General features: G+C 36.6%; 13 protein-coding genes and 1 tRNA gene. 12 read left to right on the forward strand and 2 right to left on the reverse strand.

Annotated elements, in window-relative coordinates; translation table 11 throughout:
* The first annotated feature begins 20 nt into the window (after positions 1 to 20).
* The 7 genes from HQN83_RS19075 to HQN83_RS19105 all read left to right on the forward strand — a co-directional run bounded on the left by HQN83_RS19075 (position 21) and on the right by HQN83_RS19105 (position 12,248).
* Complete coding sequence (locus tag HQN83_RS19075; protein ID WP_173092360.1) at positions 21 to 2,420, forward strand: ABC transporter permease; 2,400 nt, start codon at positions 21 to 23, stop codon at positions 2,418 to 2,420.
* 146 nt (positions 2,421 to 2,566) lie between these two features.
* The gene (locus tag HQN83_RS19080) at positions 2,567 to 4,939 is read left to right on the forward strand and encodes an ABC transporter permease (RefSeq protein ID WP_173092362.1); all 2,373 of its coding nucleotides are present in this window, start codon (positions 2,567 to 2,569) and stop codon (positions 4,937 to 4,939) included.
* A gap of 23 nt (positions 4,940 to 4,962) precedes the next feature.
* Entirely contained in the window at positions 4,963 to 7,356 is a 2,394-nt protein-coding gene (locus HQN83_RS19085; protein ID WP_173092364.1) for an ABC transporter permease, read from the forward strand.
* Positions 7,357 to 7,382: 26 nt separating this feature from the next.
* A complete protein-coding gene (locus HQN83_RS19090) occupies positions 7,383 to 8,072 on the forward strand; it encodes an ABC transporter ATP-binding protein (protein WP_173092366.1) in 690 nt (229 codons plus the stop codon).
* A gap of 17 nt (positions 8,073 to 8,089) precedes the next feature.
* Positions 8,090 to 10,501 (forward strand): ABC transporter permease, encoded by a 2,412-nt coding sequence (locus tag HQN83_RS19095; RefSeq protein WP_173092368.1) that lies wholly within the window; start codon positions 8,090 to 8,092, stop codon positions 10,499 to 10,501.
* A 40-nt stretch (positions 10,502 to 10,541) separates the two neighbouring features.
* Positions 10,542 to 10,922: a hypothetical protein gene (locus HQN83_RS19100; RefSeq protein WP_173092370.1), complete on the forward strand. Its 381-nt coding sequence runs from the start codon at positions 10,542 to 10,544 to the stop codon at positions 10,920 to 10,922.
* A 528-nt stretch (positions 10,923 to 11,450) separates the two neighbouring features.
* Positions 11,451 to 12,248 carry an ABC transporter substrate-binding protein gene (locus HQN83_RS19105; protein WP_173092372.1) on the forward strand — a complete coding sequence of 266 codons (798 nt, stop codon included), beginning with the start codon at positions 11,451 to 11,453 and terminating at the stop codon, positions 12,246 to 12,248.
* Between the two features lie 44 nt (positions 12,249 to 12,292).
* Here HQN83_RS19105 and HQN83_RS19110 read toward each other — a convergent pair whose 3' ends face one another.
* Complete coding sequence (locus HQN83_RS19110) at positions 12,293 to 12,817, reverse strand: OmpA family protein (RefSeq protein ID WP_173092374.1); 525 nt, start codon at positions 12,815 to 12,817, stop codon at positions 12,293 to 12,295.
* Between the two features lie 40 nt (positions 12,818 to 12,857).
* Positions 12,858 to 15,335 (reverse strand): M1 family aminopeptidase, encoded by a 2,478-nt coding sequence (locus tag HQN83_RS19115; RefSeq protein WP_173092377.1) that lies wholly within the window; start codon positions 15,333 to 15,335, stop codon positions 12,858 to 12,860.
* Between the two features lie 131 nt (positions 15,336 to 15,466).
* On the opposite strand from HQN83_RS19115, the gene HQN83_RS19120 reads away from it, so the two are divergent.
* The 5 genes from HQN83_RS19120 (at position 15,467) to clpX (ending at position 22,050) form a co-directional block, all read left to right on the forward strand.
* Positions 15,467 to 17,605 carry a prolyl oligopeptidase family serine peptidase gene (locus HQN83_RS19120; protein ID WP_173092379.1) on the forward strand — a complete coding sequence of 713 codons (2,139 nt, stop codon included), beginning with the start codon at positions 15,467 to 15,469 and terminating at the stop codon, positions 17,603 to 17,605.
* 720 nt (positions 17,606 to 18,325) lie between these two features.
* Positions 18,326 to 18,407, forward strand: a tRNA-Leu gene (locus HQN83_RS19125).
* A gap of 70 nt (positions 18,408 to 18,477) precedes the next feature.
* The gene (gene tig / locus HQN83_RS19130) at positions 18,478 to 19,824 is read left to right on the forward strand and encodes a trigger factor (protein WP_173092381.1); all 1,347 of its coding nucleotides are present in this window, start codon (positions 18,478 to 18,480) and stop codon (positions 19,822 to 19,824) included.
* A gap of 289 nt (positions 19,825 to 20,113) precedes the next feature.
* Positions 20,114 to 20,806, forward strand: a complete 693-nt coding sequence (gene clpP, locus HQN83_RS19135; RefSeq protein ID WP_108203614.1) for an ATP-dependent Clp endopeptidase proteolytic subunit ClpP — start codon at positions 20,114 to 20,116, stop codon at positions 20,804 to 20,806.
* Positions 20,807 to 20,808: 2 nt separating this feature from the next.
* The gene (gene clpX / locus HQN83_RS19140; protein ID WP_173092383.1) at positions 20,809 to 22,050 is read left to right on the forward strand and encodes an ATP-dependent Clp protease ATP-binding subunit ClpX; all 1,242 of its coding nucleotides are present in this window, start codon (positions 20,809 to 20,811) and stop codon (positions 22,048 to 22,050) included.
* Positions 22,051 to 22,140: the final 90 nt, after the last annotated feature.

Below are 22,140 nucleotides of genomic sequence, written 5' to 3' on the forward strand. Positions count from 1 at the left end.
CAACTTTAATCTAAACCGGGATGTTTAAATTGAACTTAAAAATTGCACTGCGTAATTTATGGAAACATAAGGCCTATACTTTTATAAACATTGTAGGTTTATCTATTGGTCTGGCCAGCTGTATCCTCATCTTTATTTTTATCCATTATCAATTGAGTTTTGATATGGGATTTAAAAATAAGGACAGGATTTATAGGGTAGTAACCAATTGGAAATATAGTAACTATAATGATTTTTCTAAAGGAGTTCCTGTTCCACTTATTGCTGCAGTAAGGAATGAATTTGAGGGTTTGGAAAAGGTGGCAGCCATCATAAAGAGAGGCGGAATTATCCGCGTTAAAGATGATGGGGGGAGAGATATTATTAAAACCAGGGAAACGGTTTATTACACAGAACCTGACTATTTTGATATCTTCGATATGAGCTGGCTCTTCGGAAAACCGCATCAGGCGCTGTCCCAGCCTAATACGGTAGTGTTATCAGAAACTATTGCAAGAAAATTCTTTGGCAGCCCTGAAAAGGCCATTGGGAAAAGCATTTTATATGGTGATAATATAAATTTGAAGGTAACTGGTGTATTTAAAGATATGCCTGAGAGTAGCAGCTTTCCTTTAAATATTGTGATAAGCTATCAAACTTTTAACAGTAAGAAATATGTAAACTGGGATTCAGTAAGTTCAGAAACAGAGTGTTATGTGTTATTGAAAAATGGAGTAAGCCTGTCCGATTTGCAAATTACCTTAGCTCAATTTAATAAAAAGTATGATGAAGATAAAAAGATTAACAACAACCAAACCAACACTTTTCAAGAATTAAAGGACATCCATTTTAATGAACGTTATGGCAATTTTGCAGGTACTACCATAACCAAAAAGGAAATTTATGGTCTCGCCACTATAGGTTTGTTTTTAATCTTGACAGCCTGTATTAATTTTATTAATCTTTCTACTGCCCAGTCAGTTATGAGATCTAAGGAAGTTGGAGTACGTAAGGTGATGGGTAGTGAACGCAAACAATTAATTCTTCAGTTTTTAACTGAAACTTTTGTTGTTACCATTTTGGCCATGCTTATTGCCTGTGTATTAACCGAACTTGCACTTCCAGGTATGCAAAATCTCTTTAAGGAACATATTTCCTTCAGTTTGTTCGGACATCCTGTAATCTTTGTGTTTATGGGTGTACTGGTCATCCTGGTTAGTTTTTTAGCAGGCTTTTATCCTGCTATGGTGATGTCTGGTTTTAGTCCGGCATTGGCGATAAAAAACAAAGTTACCGCAAATGTTGGAGGATTGAATTTACGTAAGGCTTTGGTTGTATTACAATTTTCCATAACTATTATCTTGATTATAGGTACGCTAGTTATTATGCGACAAATGGAATATTTACGACAAAAGCCATTGGGATTTAATACTGATGCTGTAACTATGGTAAATATACCAGGGGGTAATCAGGACCAAAAAAAGTATAATACATTTAAAGAAAGGGCTCTACAGATTCCGGGAGTACGAATGCTTAGTTTTTGTCAAAACGCCCCACTGTCGGACGATATAACTACCTCTAGCTTTAATTATAATGATCGAAAAAACAATGATTTCGAAATCAGGATATCCAAAGCAGATGAAAACTATTTTAACCTGTTTGACTTAAAGTTTATTGCAGGTAAGGCTTTTTTAAAGAGTGATACAATTAATGGTTGGGTTGTTAATGAGACTTTTCTTAAAAAAATGAATATCTCGAATCCCCAGGATGTTTTAGGTAAAATGTTAAATGCAATAAATGGAAATGGTTCTAACATACCTATCGTAGGAGTTGTTAAAGATTTCAATGATAAATCGCTTAGGGAAGATATTTCACCATTAGCTATTTATGCCGAAAAGAGCGAATATTATAAAGCTGCTATTAAGATAGATAGGAAACATTTGATACCTGCAATGAAAAATTTGGAGCGTTTGTGGAACAACACCTTTCCTGATAATGTTTACAATGCCAGTTTTTTAAGTGATGATATTAGTAACTATTATCAGGATGAACATGTAATGAGCATATTATTCCGTGTATTTACTGGTGTAATTATCTTTATTTCTTTTATAGGTCTATTTGGTCTGATCTCATTTGTAGCTACCCAGCGTACAAAGGAAATTGCTATTAGAAAAGTACTTGGGGCTTCAACTATGGAACTGGTAAAAATGCTTAATGGATCATTTTTGTTGATGGTTTTTTTCGCCAATCTGGTAGCATGTCCATTGGCTTATATATTTGTTTCAAAATGGCTATCGGGCTTTGCCTACCGTATGGAACTTAATATTTGGCCATTTATATCGGCCATGTTAATATCTATGTTGATTACTTTAATTACAGTAAGCGTACGTTCCTATAAATCGGCAATTGCCAATATGATCGATGCATTGAAATATGAGTAATTAACATTGTTCGTTATTGTACGAATCCTGTCCGATAATGAACATATAACACTTTGTTTTTGTTAGTAATCGTTTGATTTTTAGTTGTATGTGGTGTTTTTTTAATTTGGCATACGATTAGCAATCTGAAACAAAATCACGGTGCAATGTTCAAACTGAATTTAAAAATCATCTTAAGAAGCATTTGGAAGAACAAGATATCTTCTTTTATAAATGTTATTGGATTAGCTATTGGCCTTGCAGCATGTTTAATGCTGTTGATTTACGTGATGTACGAATGGAATTTTGATAAACAGTCGAAAGATTCTGCGAATGTACATGTGGTAATGACTAACGTTCTTGACGACAAAGGGAAGGTTTTTGTAACATTTAATGGGTCGACAACTGCTTTTGCTCCACTAATTAAGCGAGAGATTCCGGAAGTGCAATACATAAGTCGAATGGACTACGGTAATATGGGTTTAATTGCAAACGGAATTAATGGTTTCAAAAAGAAGTCCAAATTTGCTGAACCTGATATTCTGAAAATGTACGATTACCATTTCATATCGGGCGATCCTAAAACTGCTTTAACAGACCCAAGGTCAGTAATCCTGACTGAAAGCACTGCTAAAACCCTATTCGGAACAACAGATGTTTTAAATAAAACTGTTAAATATCAGGAGAAGGAGAATCTGAAGATTACAGGAGTTATACAAGATCTTCCTGAGAACAGCTCTAATAGATTTGATTATTTAATGCCATGGTCTTTTTATGAAATAGTAGATGAAGGTGCAAGAGATTTAAACTGGAGTAATTATAGTTTCGTAACGTTAGTTTCTTTAAGGTCGGATGCAAATCTTGACCTGGTTAATAAGAAAATTGATGAGTTGGTTAAAAGAAATAATAAACAAGTTTCACAACCTAACTTTCTGTTCCCATTAAACAAAATGCACCTGTATGGAAAGTTTGAAGAGGGTAAAAGTGTAGGTGGTGATATTGAACAAATATGGCTTTTTACAGCATTAGCTATAGGCATACTATTGATTGCATGTATCAACTTTATGAATATGGCAACTGCAAAGTCAGAAAAACGTGCAAAGGAGGTGGGTATAAAGAAAACGATAGGGGCAAACAGGAGATCATTGATTGTGCAGTTCCTGGCCGAATCAATGATGCTTACATTAATTAGCGTAATCATTGCGATTGTATTGATAGAATCGTTCATCCCGGTTTTCAATAACCTGTTGAATATTAAAATGAGTATTCCTTATTTTAATTCTTACATCTGGTTAGGGCTTTTGTCTGTTGTGTTACTTACAGGCCTAATTGCAGGTAGTTATCCGGCATTTTATTTGTCGTCATTTAACCCTACCCAATCACTCAAAAGAAATGTAGAAGGTAAGGGCTTTTTTTCTTTTAGTTTAAGAAAGGTGTTAGTAATTGGGCAGTTTTGTTTTACGATTATTCTGATCATTTCTACTCTGGTTATATATAAACAAATTCAGTTTATAAAAAACAAACCTGTAGGGTTTGATGTAAATGCGTTGGTTGAAATGCCACAAGACGGGCAGCTTGTAGAGAAATTTGAGCTACTTAAAACCAGGCTGTTAAAATCCGGTGCTGTTACAAGTATGTATCAATCATCTGTTAACTTGTCACATCATGGTTCTAATTTTACCGGATTAGAATGGCAGGGGATGCCACAGCCTGAGAATAAGGTGATGTTCAATAGAGTTGGAACTACGTATGACTATATCAGTACAAATGGAATTAAACTGACCAGTGGTAGAGATTTTAATAAAAAGTATGCCTCCGATTCTTCCGCAGTTCTGGTTAGTGCCTCAGCTGTTAAGGTAATGGGACTAAAAAAGCCTGTTGGAGAGGTTATTAAAATGTTTGATACTAATTTTACCATCATTGGGGTTTTTGATGATTACATATGGGATTCACCATATCAATCAAACAGTCCGATGGTTGTTTATTTTAACAAAGTAGGGACTGGTGCAATTACAATGCGTTTAAATGCGAGCAATAACCTTCAGCAAAATATTGAAACCATTACAAATATTACCAAAGAGATAAATCCTTCATATCCTGTAGAAATCAAGTTTATGAATTCTATATATGCCGAAAAACTTACCAAAGAAAAGACCTTGGGAACCTTATCTAATCTGTTTGGAGGTTTAGCTATTTTTATATCTTGCTTAGGCTTATTTGGGTTAATATCTTACAGTGCTGAGCAACGTACTAAAGAGTTTGGAATAAGAAAAGTATTGGGTGCTTCGGTAGCAAGTTTAATGCAGTTATTGTCGCTGTCTTTTATAAAGATGATTCTTATAGCAACTATACTAGCGGCTCCAATAGCCTATTATATCATGATTAAATGGCTGGATAATTTCGAATTCCATACTACAATACCTTGGTGGATAATTGCCTTGGCTGCCTTTGGTACTATTGCAATATCGTTGCTTACGGTTAGTTATAAGGCTTATAGAACTGCTAAGTCGAACCCAATTAATGCACTTAAATACGAATAACCAAACGACAAATAAGAATTGAGATGTTTAAACTGAATTTAAAAATCGCCTTGCGAAATCTTTGGAAACATAAGGCTTATACATTTATAAACATTACCGGACTTGCAATTGGTATGGCTAGTTGTATTCTGATATTTATTTTTATAAGATACCAGCTTAGCTTTGATGATCAATTTGTAAATAAGGATCGTATATATCGCGTGGTAAGTAATTGGGAAAGCAAAGGAAGTGTAGATGCATCTCAGGGTGTACCTGTTCCGCTTTCAAAGGCCGTACGTAATGATATGCCTCAGTTTGAAAAGGTTGCTGCAATTCAAAGTACGGGAGGGGTAGTTTTGGTTCGTGATGAAGCAGGTAGAACTACCTTTAAGGAAGACACACGAATTTTTTATACACAACCGGAATTCTTTGATATTTTCGACTTAACATGGCTAGCTGGAACATCAAGCATAGCCCTAACACAACCTAATAGTGTTGTGCTGTCTCAAGATAAAGCGACAAAATACTTTGGCGACTGGCGAAAAGCAATGGGTAAAACCATCCGCTTTAGAAACCAAATGGATTTAAAAGTAACAGGGATATTTAAAGAGATGCCAGAAAATAGTACGCTCGCCTTAAATATTCTTGTCAGCTATGCTAACTATCCTTATAAAGATAGTGACAATTGGGGATCGGTAGGTTCAAGTTCAGAATGCTATGTGTTATTAAAAAAGGGCGTAGATATAGGCTCGCTAGATGGGGCCTTAGCTCAGTTTAATAAAAAATATTATAAGAACGATACAGATGGAAATCGTCAGTTCCATGCCTTTCAACCTTTAAAGGATATTCATCAAAATGCCCGTTATGGAAACTTCTCCGGGAAAAGAATGGAGAAGAAAGAAATTTATAGTTTGTCAATTATTGGTGCATTTTTACTCCTTACAGCTTGTATTAATTTTATAAATCTGGCAACTGCACAAGCGGTAAGCAGATCAAAAGAAGTAGGCATCAGAAAGGTAATGGGTAGTCGACGCAAGCAGTTGGTGATGCAGTTTTTAGGAGAAACGCTAACCATCAGCATCATCTCAGTATTAATTGCCTGTGTACTTACGGAATTTGCCTTGCCTTATATGCAGAATCTTTTCGATGAGCAGATCTCGTTTAGCATGTTAGAACATCCGGTAATCTTTGTTTTTCTAATTGTATTGGTGCTTGTTGTTAGTTTTCTTGCCGGCCTTTATCCATCATTAATTATGTCGGGCTTTAGCCCTGCACTTGCCATCAAGAATAAAATGACGGCAAGTAATGCCGGAGGTTTAGGTTTACGCAAAATATTGGTGGTAGTTCAGTTTACCATTACCATAATCCTCATCATTTCTACCCTGGTGGTATTAAAACAAATGAACTATATGCGCCAACAGCCACTAGGATTTAATCCTGATGCAGTAGCTGTGGTAGGTATGCCGGCTGATAGCTTAAGTCAGCTTAAGTACAGTAGTTTAAAAGAACGGTTGCTCAAAGTTCCAGGCATTAGTAATCTAACTTTTTGCGATGTACCTCCATCATCAAATAATATAGCAGAAAGTAGCTTTTCGCTTAATGGCATCAAAGTCAAAGATTTTCAAGTTAGAAAGATGTATGGGGATATTGACTACTTCAAGACTTTTGATTTAAAATTAATTGCCGGTAAACTACCCTATAAAAGTGATACGACTAATGGCTATATCGTAAATCAAACGTTTTTAAAAATGTCGAATATTAAAACTCCTGAACAGGCTTTGGGTAAACTGCTGGAGGTTAATGGCAAAAAGTTTCCAATAGTTGGCATTGTTAAGGATTTTAATGATAAATCACTTCGTCAGGCAATTTCACCAATTCTGATTTCATCTCAAAAGAATGAGTATTACAATATGGCCATCAAAATGGATAGTAAACAAATGATGACTGCGATGAAACAGGTAGATAAGATTTGGAATGAACTTTTCCCTAATGATGTTTATGGTTCTGCATTTTTAAATGATGATTTAAACAGTTATTACAATACCGAACGTGTTATGGGTGTATTGTTTAGGGTGTTTTCTGGTGTCATCATCTTCATTTCATTCATAGGTCTTTTTGGTCTGATTTCATTTGTAGCGTCTCAACGTACCAGGGAAGTGGCCATCCGAAAGGTATTGGGCGCCTCTAATTACGAATTGGTAAGGATGCTGAATGGTTCCTTTTTGTTAATGGTTTTTTTAGCCAATCTGGTAGCATGGCCTTTAGCTTATATATTTGTTAGTAAATGGTTGAGTGAGTTTGCTTACAGAATACCCCTTAGCATTTGGCCATTTGCAATAGCTATGGCTATTTCAATGACAATAACATTTATTACGGTGAGTTTGCGCTCTTACAAGGCTGCTCAAACCAATCCAATTGATGCCTTAAAATACGAGTAGAATTAAATATTTAAAAACATAATCTCATGATAGAATTAAAAAATATAGAGAAATATTACGCTAACAAAGGTGTAAAAAGTTATATCCTTCGTCACGTAACCACCAGCATAAAACAAGGTGAATTTGTTTCCATTATGGGCCCGTCTGGTGCCGGTAAATCTACTTTGCTAAATATACTTGGGATGCTGGAAGAGCCAACCTACGGACAGTATGAGTTTATGGGCGAAGATGTAGTTTCATTAAACGAACGTAAGCGCATAGAATTGTATCGCAACCATATTGGCTTTGTGTTTCAGGCTTATCATTTAATTGATGAAATGACGGTAGCTGAAAACATTGAGGCTCCATTACTCTATAAAAAGGTTCCGGGCCCTGAGCGTAGAAGTCGTATTGCTGATATGTTGGACAGGTTTAATATGGTAGCTAAAAGTGATCTTTTCCCTAATCAATTGTCAGGTGGTCAACAGCAATTGGTAGGTATTGCGCGTGCTTTGGTAGCACAGCCATCTATCATTTTAGCCGATGAGCCTACAGGAAACCTACAATCTGCACAGGCATTGCAAATTATGGATCTGTTTAAAAAACTAAACGAAGAAGAGGGGATTACTATAGTTCAGGTTACCCACTCTGAAGTTAATGCTGCCTATGGTAGTCGTATCCTGCATTTATTGGATGGGGTTATTAAGGAGGATGTAACCGTTCAGCAAACTGTTTAAATAATCTCTGATAACATATGTTCAAACTCAATCTTAAAATAGCCTTTCGTAATCTGGTTAAAAATAGGGTTTATACTGCAATTAATATTGGAGGATTGGCACTTGGACTTACCGGTTTTGTACTCTTGTTGTTATTTATTAACCATGAAAATAGTTATGACAAATGGGATCCGAAACTAGAAAATGTTTACCAGATCAGAGAATTTTACAATCTTTCCACTCCTGATAATAGGCCGCATTGGCAGGAACTTAATAATTCCCGAAATGCAGCAATGCTCAAAAAAAGCATCCCTCAGTTTAAATATGTTACTAAGATTGATAATGATTGGGGGGATGTTGTTTCCATAAAAACCGGGCTTGCCGACCCTTTAGTATTAAAGGGATTTGTTAATGCCGATTCTCTATTCTTTAAGGTATTCCCTTATCAGTTTCTGCAGGGCAACAAAAATAATGCATTGCAATCCCCTAATTCAGTAGTTCTGAAGCGTAGCACTGCAAAGTTGTTGTTTGGTACTAATGAGGCTTTAGGAAAAACCATTAAGATATTTGTTGGGAAGGGCGATGCTGGCTCAACCTATACTGTAACAGGTGTGGTTGAAGATCCCTCGGCTCCAGAAAGCCTTAAGTTTAATGCAATACTGCATGATGGAGAAAGAGAAAAAGACCCTGAGAATTTGAATGTCACGACTCCTTGTAAAATATACGGTTTAGTAAATGCAGCAATAGATACAAATGCGCTAAATAAAACAATTAACAGCGGTCATTTTGAATATAAAAGTAAACTCTATGGTGAAACACAAAATAAGGCTGGTTCTAAAAGTACACGCGTTCCGAGTTTAAAAATTATCCCTTTAAAAGATGTCCATGCTAATCCTCCTTTTGCAAAAAACTGGATTGATAAAATTAAGCCTGTAGTGGCACTATCTATATTTTTACTGTTGATATCAGTCATCAATTTTATTAATCTTGCCACAGCTCAATCTGTACAAAGAGCTAAAGAAGTTGGTGTTAAAAAGGTATTGGGGACAAGTAAGAAACAGCTTATGTGGCAGTTTCTTTTAGAGGCGGCTATTCAAAGTATGCTGGCCTTATTAGTTAGTATTGCACTTGTTGAACTGTTACTGCCCGCCTTTAGTAGTAATTTTGATGCACAGCTTAACTTTTGGCACAATACAAAACTAGTAGTTATATTGTTCCAGCTATTAGCTGTCTTTATTGTAGTTACCTTATTGGCTGGTTTGTACCCTGCAGCTGTACTGTCTAACTATAATCCCATTGCTGTATTAAAAGGAAATTATGAGCATAGTTTTAAAGGCATTGCTTTAAGAAACGGATTAGTTATTGTTCAGTTTGCAATTGCGGCAACATTTATAATCTCAATTGGTGTAATGCAATCACAAACAAATTTCTTAGTGAATAAGGATCTTGGTTTTGATCGTTCTCATCTCATCAATATATCAACCAATTATGATGACCGGTTTGCTGAAAGGATAAAAAAAATACCCGGAGTTGAATACGTAGCCACTACAACTCAGGTAATGGGTAATTCATTTAACGTTTCTGAAAAAGTAGTGTATAAAAGTAACACCTTTGATTTCAATACTGTAACAGTTACCATGGAAACATTGCCAGCTTTGGGTGTACGACTGGTTAGTGGTAGGCTGTTCTCTAAAGAGTATAAACAGGATACAATAAATACGGTCGTTTTAAATGAAGCAGCTGCAAAATTACTTGGTGGAAATATCGTTGGACAGGATTATGATGTGCCAGATGAAAAGAAAAAATATACTTTTCGCATCATCGGAGTGATCAAAGATTATAATAATGAAGGTTTTGATAAGACCGTTTTGCCTACAGTTTATAAGGTTACTCATTTGGGGGGCATGTCTAGTACCAATAATCTTTTAGTCCGTTTCAATACTGATAATTACCAACATATGCTCGAATCAGTAAGGTTGGAGTGGATGAAAATTTCCCCTGAATTTCCAATGATATATACCTCTGGAGAGGATGCTTTTCAAGCGCAGATACTTTCAGACAAACGTTTCATGAAAATGATTACAATTTTTAGTGTCTTTTCAATATTACTTTCTTTGCTTGGTTTATTTGCCTTATCAGCATTTGTTTCAAAACGAAGAACTAAGGAAATTGCTGTCCGTAAAGTGTTGGGTGCGTCTAATTTGCAAATAGTTAATATGTTGAATCGCTCTTTTATGGTGATGGTTGTAGTGGCAAACCTAATCAGCTGGCCTGTTTCTTACATCATCATGAATAAATGGCTACAAGGATTTGCCTATCGGGTTGATATGCCGTTCGCTCCATTTGTGCTTGCAACTTTAATGTCTTTAATAATAGCGGCATTTACAGTTAGTATACAGGCAAGAAAGGCTGCGGTTAGCAATCCTGTAAAGGCGCTGAAGTATGAGTAATTAAGTGCTACATAATGTTCAAACTTTAATTTTATACAATATGATAACAAAAATTATAGTATCTGTTTTAGCTGTTTCAAGTATGATGTTTTTAAACATTCAAAACCCTCATTCCAGCAAGGCGGAATCAAAATTCAAACCGGATACACTTACGCAATTCGGATTTAGTGCCAACCGGGCGAAAGAGTGTGCGGCAGTTAGTTGCAGAGAAAATTTCGTAGCAAAAGCTCAAAAATTGAGATCTCGTTTGATAGTTTACAAATCTGGGACTCATTGGATATCTACGGACAATAATGAGGCGCTTACAACCATCCTTAAAGTATATCCCTTAAAGAAGATTGCAGTGTGCACAGGAAATATCAAGGTTAATGGAAAGCGTATATCTCAACGAAATCTTGTGATACTGAGAGATAGTGATTAGGGTGATGTCTAGTAGCAAGTTTCTATATTAATGGCATGGCATGGTCGAAGGCGATAAAAGATGTTATTTGATATTATACAAACCACTTATGGCTTCCTGAAAACCAATAATGTTAAATTGGTTGCCGAACGCGACTTTAATAAAAGTTTCGCTTCTGACAGGAAAATATCAATCAGATAACCAGAATCACAAAAGAGCTAAATCCTGACTTTCCTTTAGAGATTAAATTTGTTGACAGTTTAGTAGCCGAGAAATTTGAGCATGAACTGATGCTGTCTATAATATCAAACTTATAAGTACTAGGTGCAAGCATTGGCAGTATTACCGCCCTCCTGTCAGTAAGCTTTATTAAAATAGTTATCATCGCAATGGTATTGGCTATGCCAATAGGATAACTGATTGATGCATTTTGATTGCATTGTTTTCTGTTAGTTGGCAAGGTATACAGTGCTGCAAAGACAAATCCCGTGGATGCATTGAAATACGAATAAATGCTTATTAGTGCAATGAAGCATTTATCTTTGCATCATGCAACGCAGTTTTACAGATCAGCTAAACAGGGAAATTTCAATCAACTATCCGCCAAAGCGGATTATCTCTTTAGTGCCATCTCAAACAGAGTTGCTGTTTGAGCTTGGGTTGGATAAGGAAATAATAGGGCTCACTAAATTCTGCATTCATCCTATTGAAAAGTTTGCGGAGCGAACTAAAATAGGAGGCACTAAGAAATTAAACATTGAACTGATAAGGGAGCTAAAACCAGACCTGATCATTGGCAATAAAGAAGAAAACCAGCAATCGCAGATTGAAATGCTAATGGAAGATTATCCCGTATGGATGAGCGACATTTATACTTTAGAAGATGCCAAGAAAACCATTACACAAATAGGGGAGCTGGTAGACAGGCAACCCGAAGCTTCTTACTTAAATCATTTGATAAGCGCTGGTTTCAACGATCTTCAAACTCTAGCCGTACAAAACGGAATCAATAAAAAAGTTGCTTACCTGATCTGGAAAAAGCCATATATGCTGGCTGGCAGAGACACCTTTATAGATAACATTTTAGCAATAAACGGCCTTAGCAATGTAATTAAAGAAAGAAGATATCCTGAAATTGAGCTAAGCGAACTGGCCGAATTAAAACCCGATTTGATATTCTTATCCTCAGAACCTTATCCCTTCAAAGAAGAACACCTTGAAGAAATAAGGCAGGTAATACCTGAGGCAAAAGTAATGCTGGTTGATGGAGAAATGTTCTCCTGGTATGGTAGCCGACTGGTTAAAGCAGTTCAATATCTGTTTCAGCTTCAAAAGGAACTTTATTAACCAGGCCGGCTTAGGTTGAATTATTTATCTTTAAAAGTCATTTGTTACTTTAACAAAGTAACCTCAACTCTTCTGTTTTTTAAACGTCCTTCTTTGGTTTTATTGTCAGCAATTGGCTGAGTGTCGCCTAATCCTGAAGTTTCGATTCTATTGCCATTAATGCCTAAGCTAATCAGGTATTTTTTAACAGATACTGCACGTTTCTCTGATAACCATTGGTTGTATTTTTCAGTTCCGGTTTTATCTGAGTGCCCTTCGATAAGGATTTTACGACTTGCATCTTTTTGTTTTAAAACTGTTGCAACATCCGAAATGCTCTTTTTTGAACCTTCATTTAAATACGAAGAGTTGGTAGGAAACAAAATCTCTGAGCTAAATGTGAATTTAATTCCGGCATTTGTGCGCTCTACCTGACTTTCAGGAAGATTTTTTCTAATTTTGTCAAGCTCAGTGTCGCCTGCTGGTTTCTCTACAGCAGTTGGAGTGGTTTGTACGATTTTCTTTTTTGTCTTACACGAGAGTGTTACGCTAACTGCGAGCGCTAAAAATAAGATGGTTCTCTTTGTCATTTGTATATTTAGTTTGTGTGTTAATTCAAATTGTTGGTTGTTATCTCAATTCATTAATTGCACTGTCAATATAACTTAAACTAGCCGAGTCACTTTGTTTTTGCTTTTTAAGTTGAACCAGATAGTTAGTTACATATTCGTTATAACCGTAACTTTTATATTTTAATCCTACACCTTTAACAAGGTCGATTCCCTTTTTTAGCGCATTAATGTCGCTAACCTTACCTAGTATGTTTACATAAGCAGGAACAAGTTCTATTTGATCCTGGCCAGACATTGTAGCAAATTTCTCGGTAATAAAAGGAAACTCTTTCTCTGTTCCAAATTTAGAATAAATAATTACTATTGCTTGGGTAAGGGCAGCTTTGTTGTCTTTCTCAAGTACTCTTGCAGTAGCTAAAGCCTCTTCAGGTTGCTGTAATGCAAGTGCCAGTAACGACGCCCCCTGAACTGCATACGATTTACTTTCCAATCCTTTCTTAAACAATGGCAGATCGGCAGCATTTTTATTGCCGCCTATAATAGAAATTGCCTGAGCCTGTACAGTTGTATTCGGATCAGCGGCAGCAAGTTTTTGAATGGCAGGCATAGCAGATCTAAGAAGCTCTGAATCATCAGAAGCAATTGAATCAAGCGCCTGTATTCTTAAAGAGTAATACTTGTCATTTAATGCCGAAAGCAAAACTTTTGCACCTTCAGCATTTTTTTTGTTTTTTCCGGCAGCATCTATAGCTTCAAGTCTATCCATAAACAATGGAGCATGAGCATACTGAAAAGCAAATTCAGCTAAAGATTTATGATCTTCTTTTTCAGCCAATAGAACTTTGTCGGCATCAACGTTTACAAGGTCAGGCTTAGTTGTACTAGCGAATGTGAAAGTCTGTACCGCATCTTTAAATGTTACCTGATAGCGTTTTTTACTGCCGCCACTGTACACATCTATAGCCATAGGTAAGGTAAATGGATCACCGGGTTGAGTTTGCTTAAGTGTAACTTTCTGTGTTTTTGTACTTTCATCCCAGGCGTAATCAATAGTTATTTTAGGATGACCGGAACTAAAATACCACTGATTAAAGAACCAGTTCATATCCTGTCCGCTTGCTTCCTCCATGGCTAAACGCAATTGATGCGCTTCTCCATTTTTAAAGGCATTCTGTTTCAGATAGATATTTAAGCCTTTAAAGAAAACTTTATCTCCCAAATAATTGCGCATCATGTTCAAAATGCGACCTCCTTTTTGATACGATACCGCATCAAAAACTTCTTCTTTATCTACATAATGGAAACGTACAAGGTTCTTTAAATCATCTTTTTTAGAACCCAAATACTGACTCATATCTTCATAGTTATGCGCGTCAGCAGCATCCTTTCCGTATTTGTGCTCCGCCCATAAACACTCGCTGTAATTGGCAAAAGATTCATTTACAGTTAAGTTGCTCCAGCTTTCGGCTGTTACATAATCACCAAACCACTGATGAAACAGTTCGTGTGCTATAGTGCTTTCTGCCTGTCCGAAATTTTCATCGAGCATTTCTCTTGGTGTACGTTGTACATAAGCACCATGTAAGGTTGCTGTGGTGTTTTCCATCGCACCACTCACATAATCGCGAACTACAATCTGACTATATTTATTCCATGGATAATCGATTCCCAGTGTTTTAGAATAGAAGTCTATCATTTCTGGGGTAAGCCCAAAAATTTGTTTCGCATAAGGAGCATAAGCGGGCTCCAGATAGTAGTTTACCTCTTTAGTTTTCCATTTATCGCGATAGATCTTGAAATCGCCAACAGCCATCATAAATAGATAAGGAGAGTGGGGTAAATCCATTTTCCAGGTATCTGTACGGGTTCCATTGGGGTTCTTTAGCTGACTTACCAGTTTTCCGTTCGATAAGGTTACATATTTTGCAGGTGCGGTAATGCTAATTTCGGCTGTGGTCTTCTGATTTGGTTTATCTATTGTAGGGAACCAGGCCGAAGAAGCTTCTGTTTCTCCTTGAGTCCAAATCTGTACAGGTTTTCCTTTAACTGCGCTATCAGGGTTAATAAAATATAGGCCTTTTGCATCAGTTATGGCGGCACTACCCTTTACTTTTAATTCATCAGGTTTTGCCGTGTAATCAATAAAGATGGTGTAAGCCTCGCCGGGTAAGAATTTCTTTCCCAACTGTATTTTTAGCTGATCTTCATCGTAAGTGTACTTTAGCGTTTGCAGATTTTTTCCATTTACCAGAGCAATGGTTCTGATATCCATGCCTTTTGCATCCAGTGTTAGCGAATCTGTGGCATAGGCATAAGGCTTTAAGGTAACCCATTCCTTGCCAATCAGATGGCGCTTTGAGTAATCGAACTTTACATCTAATTTAGTATGTATCAGTGCATTTATTTTGGTTGCCGAAGCACGGTAAGGAGAGGTTTTACTAATGTCGTCTGTTTTTTCTACCTGAGCCCAAACACAGTTAGAAGTTAAAACAAGTGCCAGCCCAACACAGGCCGATTTGTAGAATAAGTTCTTCATAGAAGCAAATTAAAGCGCCCAAGTTACGTATTCATAGTAATAAAGAAAAGTAACAGTGTTGTGTGCGTATTTTTTGTTTATTTTTATAAGTAGAAATGCAATAATAGACTTTAGGTAAAACAATTTTGACTATGAAAATAACATTTAAAAGCAGTCTGCTAGCACTTGTCATTATGTTCCCTACTTTTGCTCAGGCTCAAAAAAACAATACACTGCAAAAAATGACGATAACTTATCCGGAAACGAAAAAAGAAAATATAAAAGATACCTATTTTGGAACTGTAGTAGAAGATCCGTACCGTTGGCTGGAAGATGATCGTGCAGAAGACACTAAAGCATGGGTAAAAGCAGAAAATGCAGTAACCCAGAAGTACCTTGCTCAAATTCCTTACCGAAAAAACATAAAGGAGCGACTAACAAAGTTGATGAACTACGAGAAGTATTCTCAGCCATTTAAAGAAGGCGATTATACTTATTTCTATAAAAACACAGGATTACAAAACCAAAGTGTTCTGTATCGCCAAAAAGAAGGAGGGGAGCCCGAAGTGTTTCTCGATCCTAATTCTTTCTCTAAAGATGCAACCACTTCATTGGCAGATATCAGCTTTTCTAAAGATGGCAGTTTAGTGGCTTATCAGTTGTCGGCAGGTGGTTCAGACTGGACTAGCGTTGTCGTAATGCACGCCGCCGATAAATCAATTATTGGTGATACACTGACAGATGTGAAATTCTCCGGGATCGCATGGCAAGGCAATACCGGCTTTTACTATAGCAGTTATGATAAACCAAAAGAGGGTAGTCAGCTATCAGGCTTAACGGAGCAGCATAAATTGTATTTCCATACCCTGGGAACTTCGCAAAAAGACGATCAACTAGTGTTTGGTGGAGCAAAAACTCCTCGCAGGTATATTGGCGCAGGTTTAACCGAGGATGAGCACTACCTGATTATCTCAGCTGCCAATTCTACATCGGGCAATGAATTGTATATTAAAGATCTTTCTGTAGCCAACGCTGCAATCATCCCAGTGGTTGATAATTTTGAGCAAAACCATAGCATTATTGATAATATTGGCAGCAAGCTATACATATATACTAACCTGAACGCGCCAAACGGACGCATCGTTACTGTTGATGCTGCCGACCCTAAACCGGCAAACTGGAAAGACCTGATTAAAGAAACGGATAATGTATTAAGTCCATCAACCGGAGGAGGTAAGTTATTTGCCAACTACATAAAGGATGCAGTTTCGATGGTATTGCAGTACGATATGGATGGTAAAATGGAGCATGAAATTAAATTGCCCGGAATAGGTACCGCTGTTGGTTTTGGAAGTAAAAAGAAGGAACCTGAGCTGTTTTATACCTTTACATCATATGTTTACCCTACTACCATTTTTAAATATTCGGTAACTACGGGTAAATCGGAGGTGTATAAAAAGCCGGGTATCGATTTCGACCCTTCAAAGTATGAGTCTAAGCAGATATTCTATACTTCTAAAGACGGCACTAAAGTACCAATGATTATCACCTATAAAAAAGGAATCTCGTTAAACGGCAAAAATCCTACTGTGTTATATGGTTACGGAGGTTTTAACATCAGTTTAACTCCTGCATTTAGTACTTCGATAGTCGTTTTGTTAGAGCAAGGCGGAGTTTACGCTGTTCCTAACCTTCGTGGTGGTGGCGAGTATGGCGAGAAATGGCACCTCGCAGGAACCAAACTGCAAAAGCAAAATGTATTTGATGATTTTATTGCTGCGGCTGAGTATCTGATTTCGAATAAGTATACTTCTAAAGATTACCTGGCAATAATGGGCGGTTCAAATGGTGGCTTGCTTGTGGGTGCTACCATGGCGCAGCGACCAGAGTTATTTAAGGTGGCATTTCCGGCTGTAGGCGTAATGGATATGTTGCGTTACCATAAATTTACAGCAGGAGCAGGCTGGAGCTATGACTATGGAACATCAGAAGATTCAAAAGAAATGTTCGAATACTTACATAAGTATTCGCCGGTACATGCTTTAAAAGCAGGCGTGAAATATCCGGCAACACTAGTTACTACCGCAGATCATGACGATAGGGTGGTACCTGCGCACTCTTTTAAGTTTGCAGCAACATTGCAAGCTATGCAAGGAGGTGATGCACCGGTACTGATCAGCATACAGACCAACGCCGGGCATGGCGCCGGTAAACCGACAGATAAAGCTATTGAAGAGATTGCCGACAAGTGGGCGTTTCTATTTTACAATATGGGGTTGGGGTATAAGTAACATTTTTTAAAGAAATATAAGAAAGTGGTAATGACAAATTTCATTATCACTTTTTTTTACCATTTTTTTTGGTTCGGAAGGTAGGTCGGGTCTTGAACGTGGCATGTTCGGACTTTGTTCGGCTGTGGTCGAACGAGGTCCGAACAAGGTCCCTTTAAACGTGGTGTAAGGGACGACTGTATTTTTGTTTTTTTGTCGGACCTAATTCCGATTCAAAACTTAATCAATAGGAATTTAGATTGGTATAAATTCCAATTTAATTACATCCTTATTTGGATTCTATTGATTCGAGTAAATAAAAATATAAATACATAGAACTCCAAATAAATGATGAATTCATTTTATTTCAGGCTTTCCATCATTTTTTTTCAAAAAAAACAGAAATAAATTGATTTTTTAGCGGCTGTCTAAAAATTTTTAGTCCTTAAAAACATTTGAAAAAAGGAATATTTGAGTGGTTTTTGGGCGAAAATTAGAAATCGATCTATTGAAATGCAGTTAAATGAAAAAATATTTTAATTTTTTTTTCACCTTGAAAATTTTTTCTGTCTTAAAGTTTTTGAATGTATTTTGCTGGTTATCAGAAGCGTGAAATTTTTATCGTGATTAAATAATAAAGGAGGGGAATAGGCGCGCTGAATATTTATTGAAAATATTTTGAAAAGGGTTTTGTGAATTAAAAACTATCCCTATATTTGCAGTCCTAAAACAATCCTAACTGCGGAAGTGGCGTAATTGGTAGCCGCACCAGACTTAGGATCTGGCGCTTCACGGCGTGGGGGTTCGAGTCCCTTCTTCCGCACACAAAAATTCCCCCGCAACACGGGGGAATTTTTATATAAAGACGGTTATAAAAATATTGATTCAGAAAGATGAACATTACACAGGAAAAAATTAACGACTTAAACGCAGTTGTAAAAATTAAAATTGCACCTGAAGATTATACTGAAAAAGTTGATAAAACTATAAAAGATCAAGCTAAAAAAGCAACCCTTCCTGGTTTCCGTAAAGGAATGGTTCCTGCTGCTCACATCAAAAAAATGTATGGCAGAAGTATTCTTGTAGAAGAGATCAACAACCTGTTAAGCGAAACTTTAAGCAAACACTTAACTGATAATAAAGTAGAAATTCTTGGTCAACCTTTGCCTGTGATGGATGATTCAAAAGAATTCAAATGGGATTATACAGATGAGTTTGAATTTGATTATGAATTAGGATTAGCTCCAGCTGTTGAAGTAAACCTTTCGTCGAAAGATAAATTTACTCAATATGTTGTTAAAGCTGACGAAGAAACTCTAGCTGCGCGTATCAAAAACATCCGCAAAAGCTATGGCAAAATGTCAAACCCTGAAGTTTCGGCAGAAGAAGACGTACTTTATGCCGAATTAGCACAACTTTCTCCTGATGGTTCAGTTTTTGAAGGTGGCATTACTCAAACAGGATCTATTCGTTTAGATCAGGTTACTGATAAAAAGATTTTAAAATCTTTAATTGGTTTAAAAAAGGATGACGTAGTTGAATTAGATGTTCAAAAAGCTTTTGATAAAAACGAGGTTATTATAGCTAAGTTATTAAACATCAGCGAAGAAGAAGCTAAAGGATTACAGTCTAAATTCCAGGTAACGGTTAAAAATGTAAACCGTTTAGAGGAAGCTGATTTAAATCAAGAGTTCTTTGATAAATTATTTGGTGCAGGTGAAGTAACTGATGAGGCTGGTTTTACTGCCAGAATTACAGAAGAAATCGAAAGCATGTTTAAGCAAGATGCAGATCGTAAATTACAAAACGATATGTATACTAAACTTACTGACAGCATTAAAATTGATTTGCCAGATGAGTTTTTACGTAAATGGTTAAAAGCTACTAACGAAAAACTAACTGACGAAGAATTAGCTGAAGGTTATGAAGATTTCGCTAAAAACTTGAAGTGGACTTTAATCGAAAACAAATTGATTAAAGACAATAACATCGAGATTAAATACGAAGATGTTTTCCAGACAGCAAAACAACGTTTAGACGCACAATTTAGAATGTACAGTCCAGCTCCGATGCCGGAAGATCAATTGGCTCAGTACACTGCTACTTTCCTTAAAGAGAAAGACAATGCTAACCGTATTTTTGATGAAGTAAAAGCGATTAAAGTTTTCGAACACATTCAATCAGTTGCTACCATCGAACAAAAAGAAATAGCTTATAACAAATTTGTAGAGTTAAAATAAGTAGGATCTGGTAACAGAAAACTTAATTAATTATATAGTATTACGGATAAGGCGGCTTTATTAAGGCCGCCTTATTTATATAAAAGATATTCAAATTTTACAATGCCACAATAAATTACCAATTTAGTTTATCTACTTTGGTTGTTATTATTAAAAAATAAGAATAGATTTCAGAAAAATAAAAATGATGAAACCTCCGAAGGAAGCTTCATAATAAATAAAAAGAAAATAAGAACTTATGAAACCTCCGAAGGAAGCTTCATAACAGATAAAAATAAAATAGGAACTTATGAAAATAGATAAAGACGAGTTTAGAAAATATGCAGTTAAACATCACCGTATAAACGGTTTAAATGTTGATCGTTTTATTGGAGCAACAAACAACTCTCCAAAAAGCATGACACCTTATATCATTGAAGAACGTCAGCTTAATGTTGCGCAAATGGACGTTTTTTCACGTTTAATGATGGATAGGATCATCTTTTTAGGTGATGCTATTTATGACGGAAATGCAAACATTATACAGGCTCAATTGTTGTTTTTACAGTCAACAGATAACAATAGAGATATTCAAATTTATATCAATTCACCAGGTGGTTCAGTTTATGCCGGTTTAGGTATTTACGACACCATGCAGTACATCACACCTGATGTGGCTACAATTTGTACCGGTATGGCAGCTTCGATGGGAGCAGTTTTATTGGTTGCAGGTGCTAAAGGAAAACGTGCTGCATTACCTCACTCACGTGTAATGATTCACCAACCATCAGGTGGTGCTCAGGGTGTGGCTTCTGATATGGAGATTAACCTTAGGGAAATGCTTAAATTAAAAAAGGAACTGTACGACATCATTTCTAACCATTCTGGCCAGTCTTATGAGTGGGTAGAAAAAGCTTCAGACCGTGATTACTGGATGAAAGCTGAAGAAGCTAAAGGTTTTGGGATGATTGATGAAGTACTAGTTGCTAGTAAGAAAGATTAAAAATGGCTAAACAAAATAAAGAATCGCGTTGCTCTTTTTGTGGCTCAGGTAAGCAGGATACTTTAATGCTTATTGAAGGGCTTGATGCATTCATTTGTGATAAATGTGTCGCGCAGGCTAATCAGCTTCTGGTTCAGGAGTTAGGTAGCAAAAAGGGTAAAGCTTTAGATCCTTCGATTACCTTATTAAAACCACAGGAAATTAAAGCGCATATTGATCAGTATGTTATTGGTCAGGATGATGCTAAAAAAGTGCTTTCTGTGGCAGTGTATAACCACTATAAAAGGTTGAGTCAGAAGGTTGATAAAGCCGACGAGATTGAGATTGAAAAATCTAACATCATGTTGGTAGGTGAAACTGGTACAGGTAAAACTTTACTGGCTAAAACCATTGCAAAGATATTGCATGTACCTTTCTGTATATGTGATGCAACGGTGCTTACCGAAGCGGGTTATGTAGGAGAGGATGTTGAAAGTATATTGACACGCTTATTGCAGGCTGCTGATTATGATGTGGCTTCGGCAGAACGTGGTATCGTTTATATTGATGAGGTTGATAAGGTTGCACGTAAAAGTGATAATCCTTCAATCACCAGAGATGTATCAGGAGAAGGTGTTCAACAGGCTCTATTAAAGATATTGGAGGGTACTGTAGTAAATGTTCCACCTCAGGGTGGTCGTAAGCACCCGGATCAGAAAATGATACCCGTAAACACAAACAACATCCTGTTTATTTGTGGTGGTGCATTTGATGGTATCGAACGTAAAATAGCAAACAGATTGCGTACGCAGGCTGTTGGTTATAAGGTTAAAAAGGACGAAGAAGAGTTGGATCTTAAAAACCTGTACAAGTATATTACTCCTCAGGATTTAAAATCGTTTGGTTTAATACCTGAACTTATTGGTCGTGTGCCGGTTTTAACACACCTTAATCCGTTAGACAAACAAGCTTTGCGTAACATCCTTACTGAGCCTAAGAATTCATTATTGCGCCAGTACGTGAAATTGTTTGAATACGAGAATGTGAAGCTTGTGTTTGAAGATGAGGTTTTAGATTTTATTGTTGACAAGGCTATGGAATATAAGCTTGGGGCTAGGGGTTTACGCTCTATCTGCGAAGCGATTATGCTTGATGCAATGTTTGACGTGCCGTCTGACGATAGTGTCCAGGAATTGAGCATTACGCTCGACTACGCCGTGGAGAAATTTGAGAAAGCCGACTTTAAAAAGTTAAAAGCTGCTTAGAAATTTAAATCCCCGGTTTTACCGGGGATTTTTTTTTAACTTGTTATTTGAGCAATAGCAGTTTAAAAAAAGAATAATAAAGAAAGGATA

The sequence above is a fragment of the Pedobacter foliorum genome (assembly GCF_013266735.1).
GTDB classification, from domain to species: Bacteria; Bacteroidota; Bacteroidia; order Sphingobacteriales; family Sphingobacteriaceae; genus Pedobacter; species Pedobacter foliorum.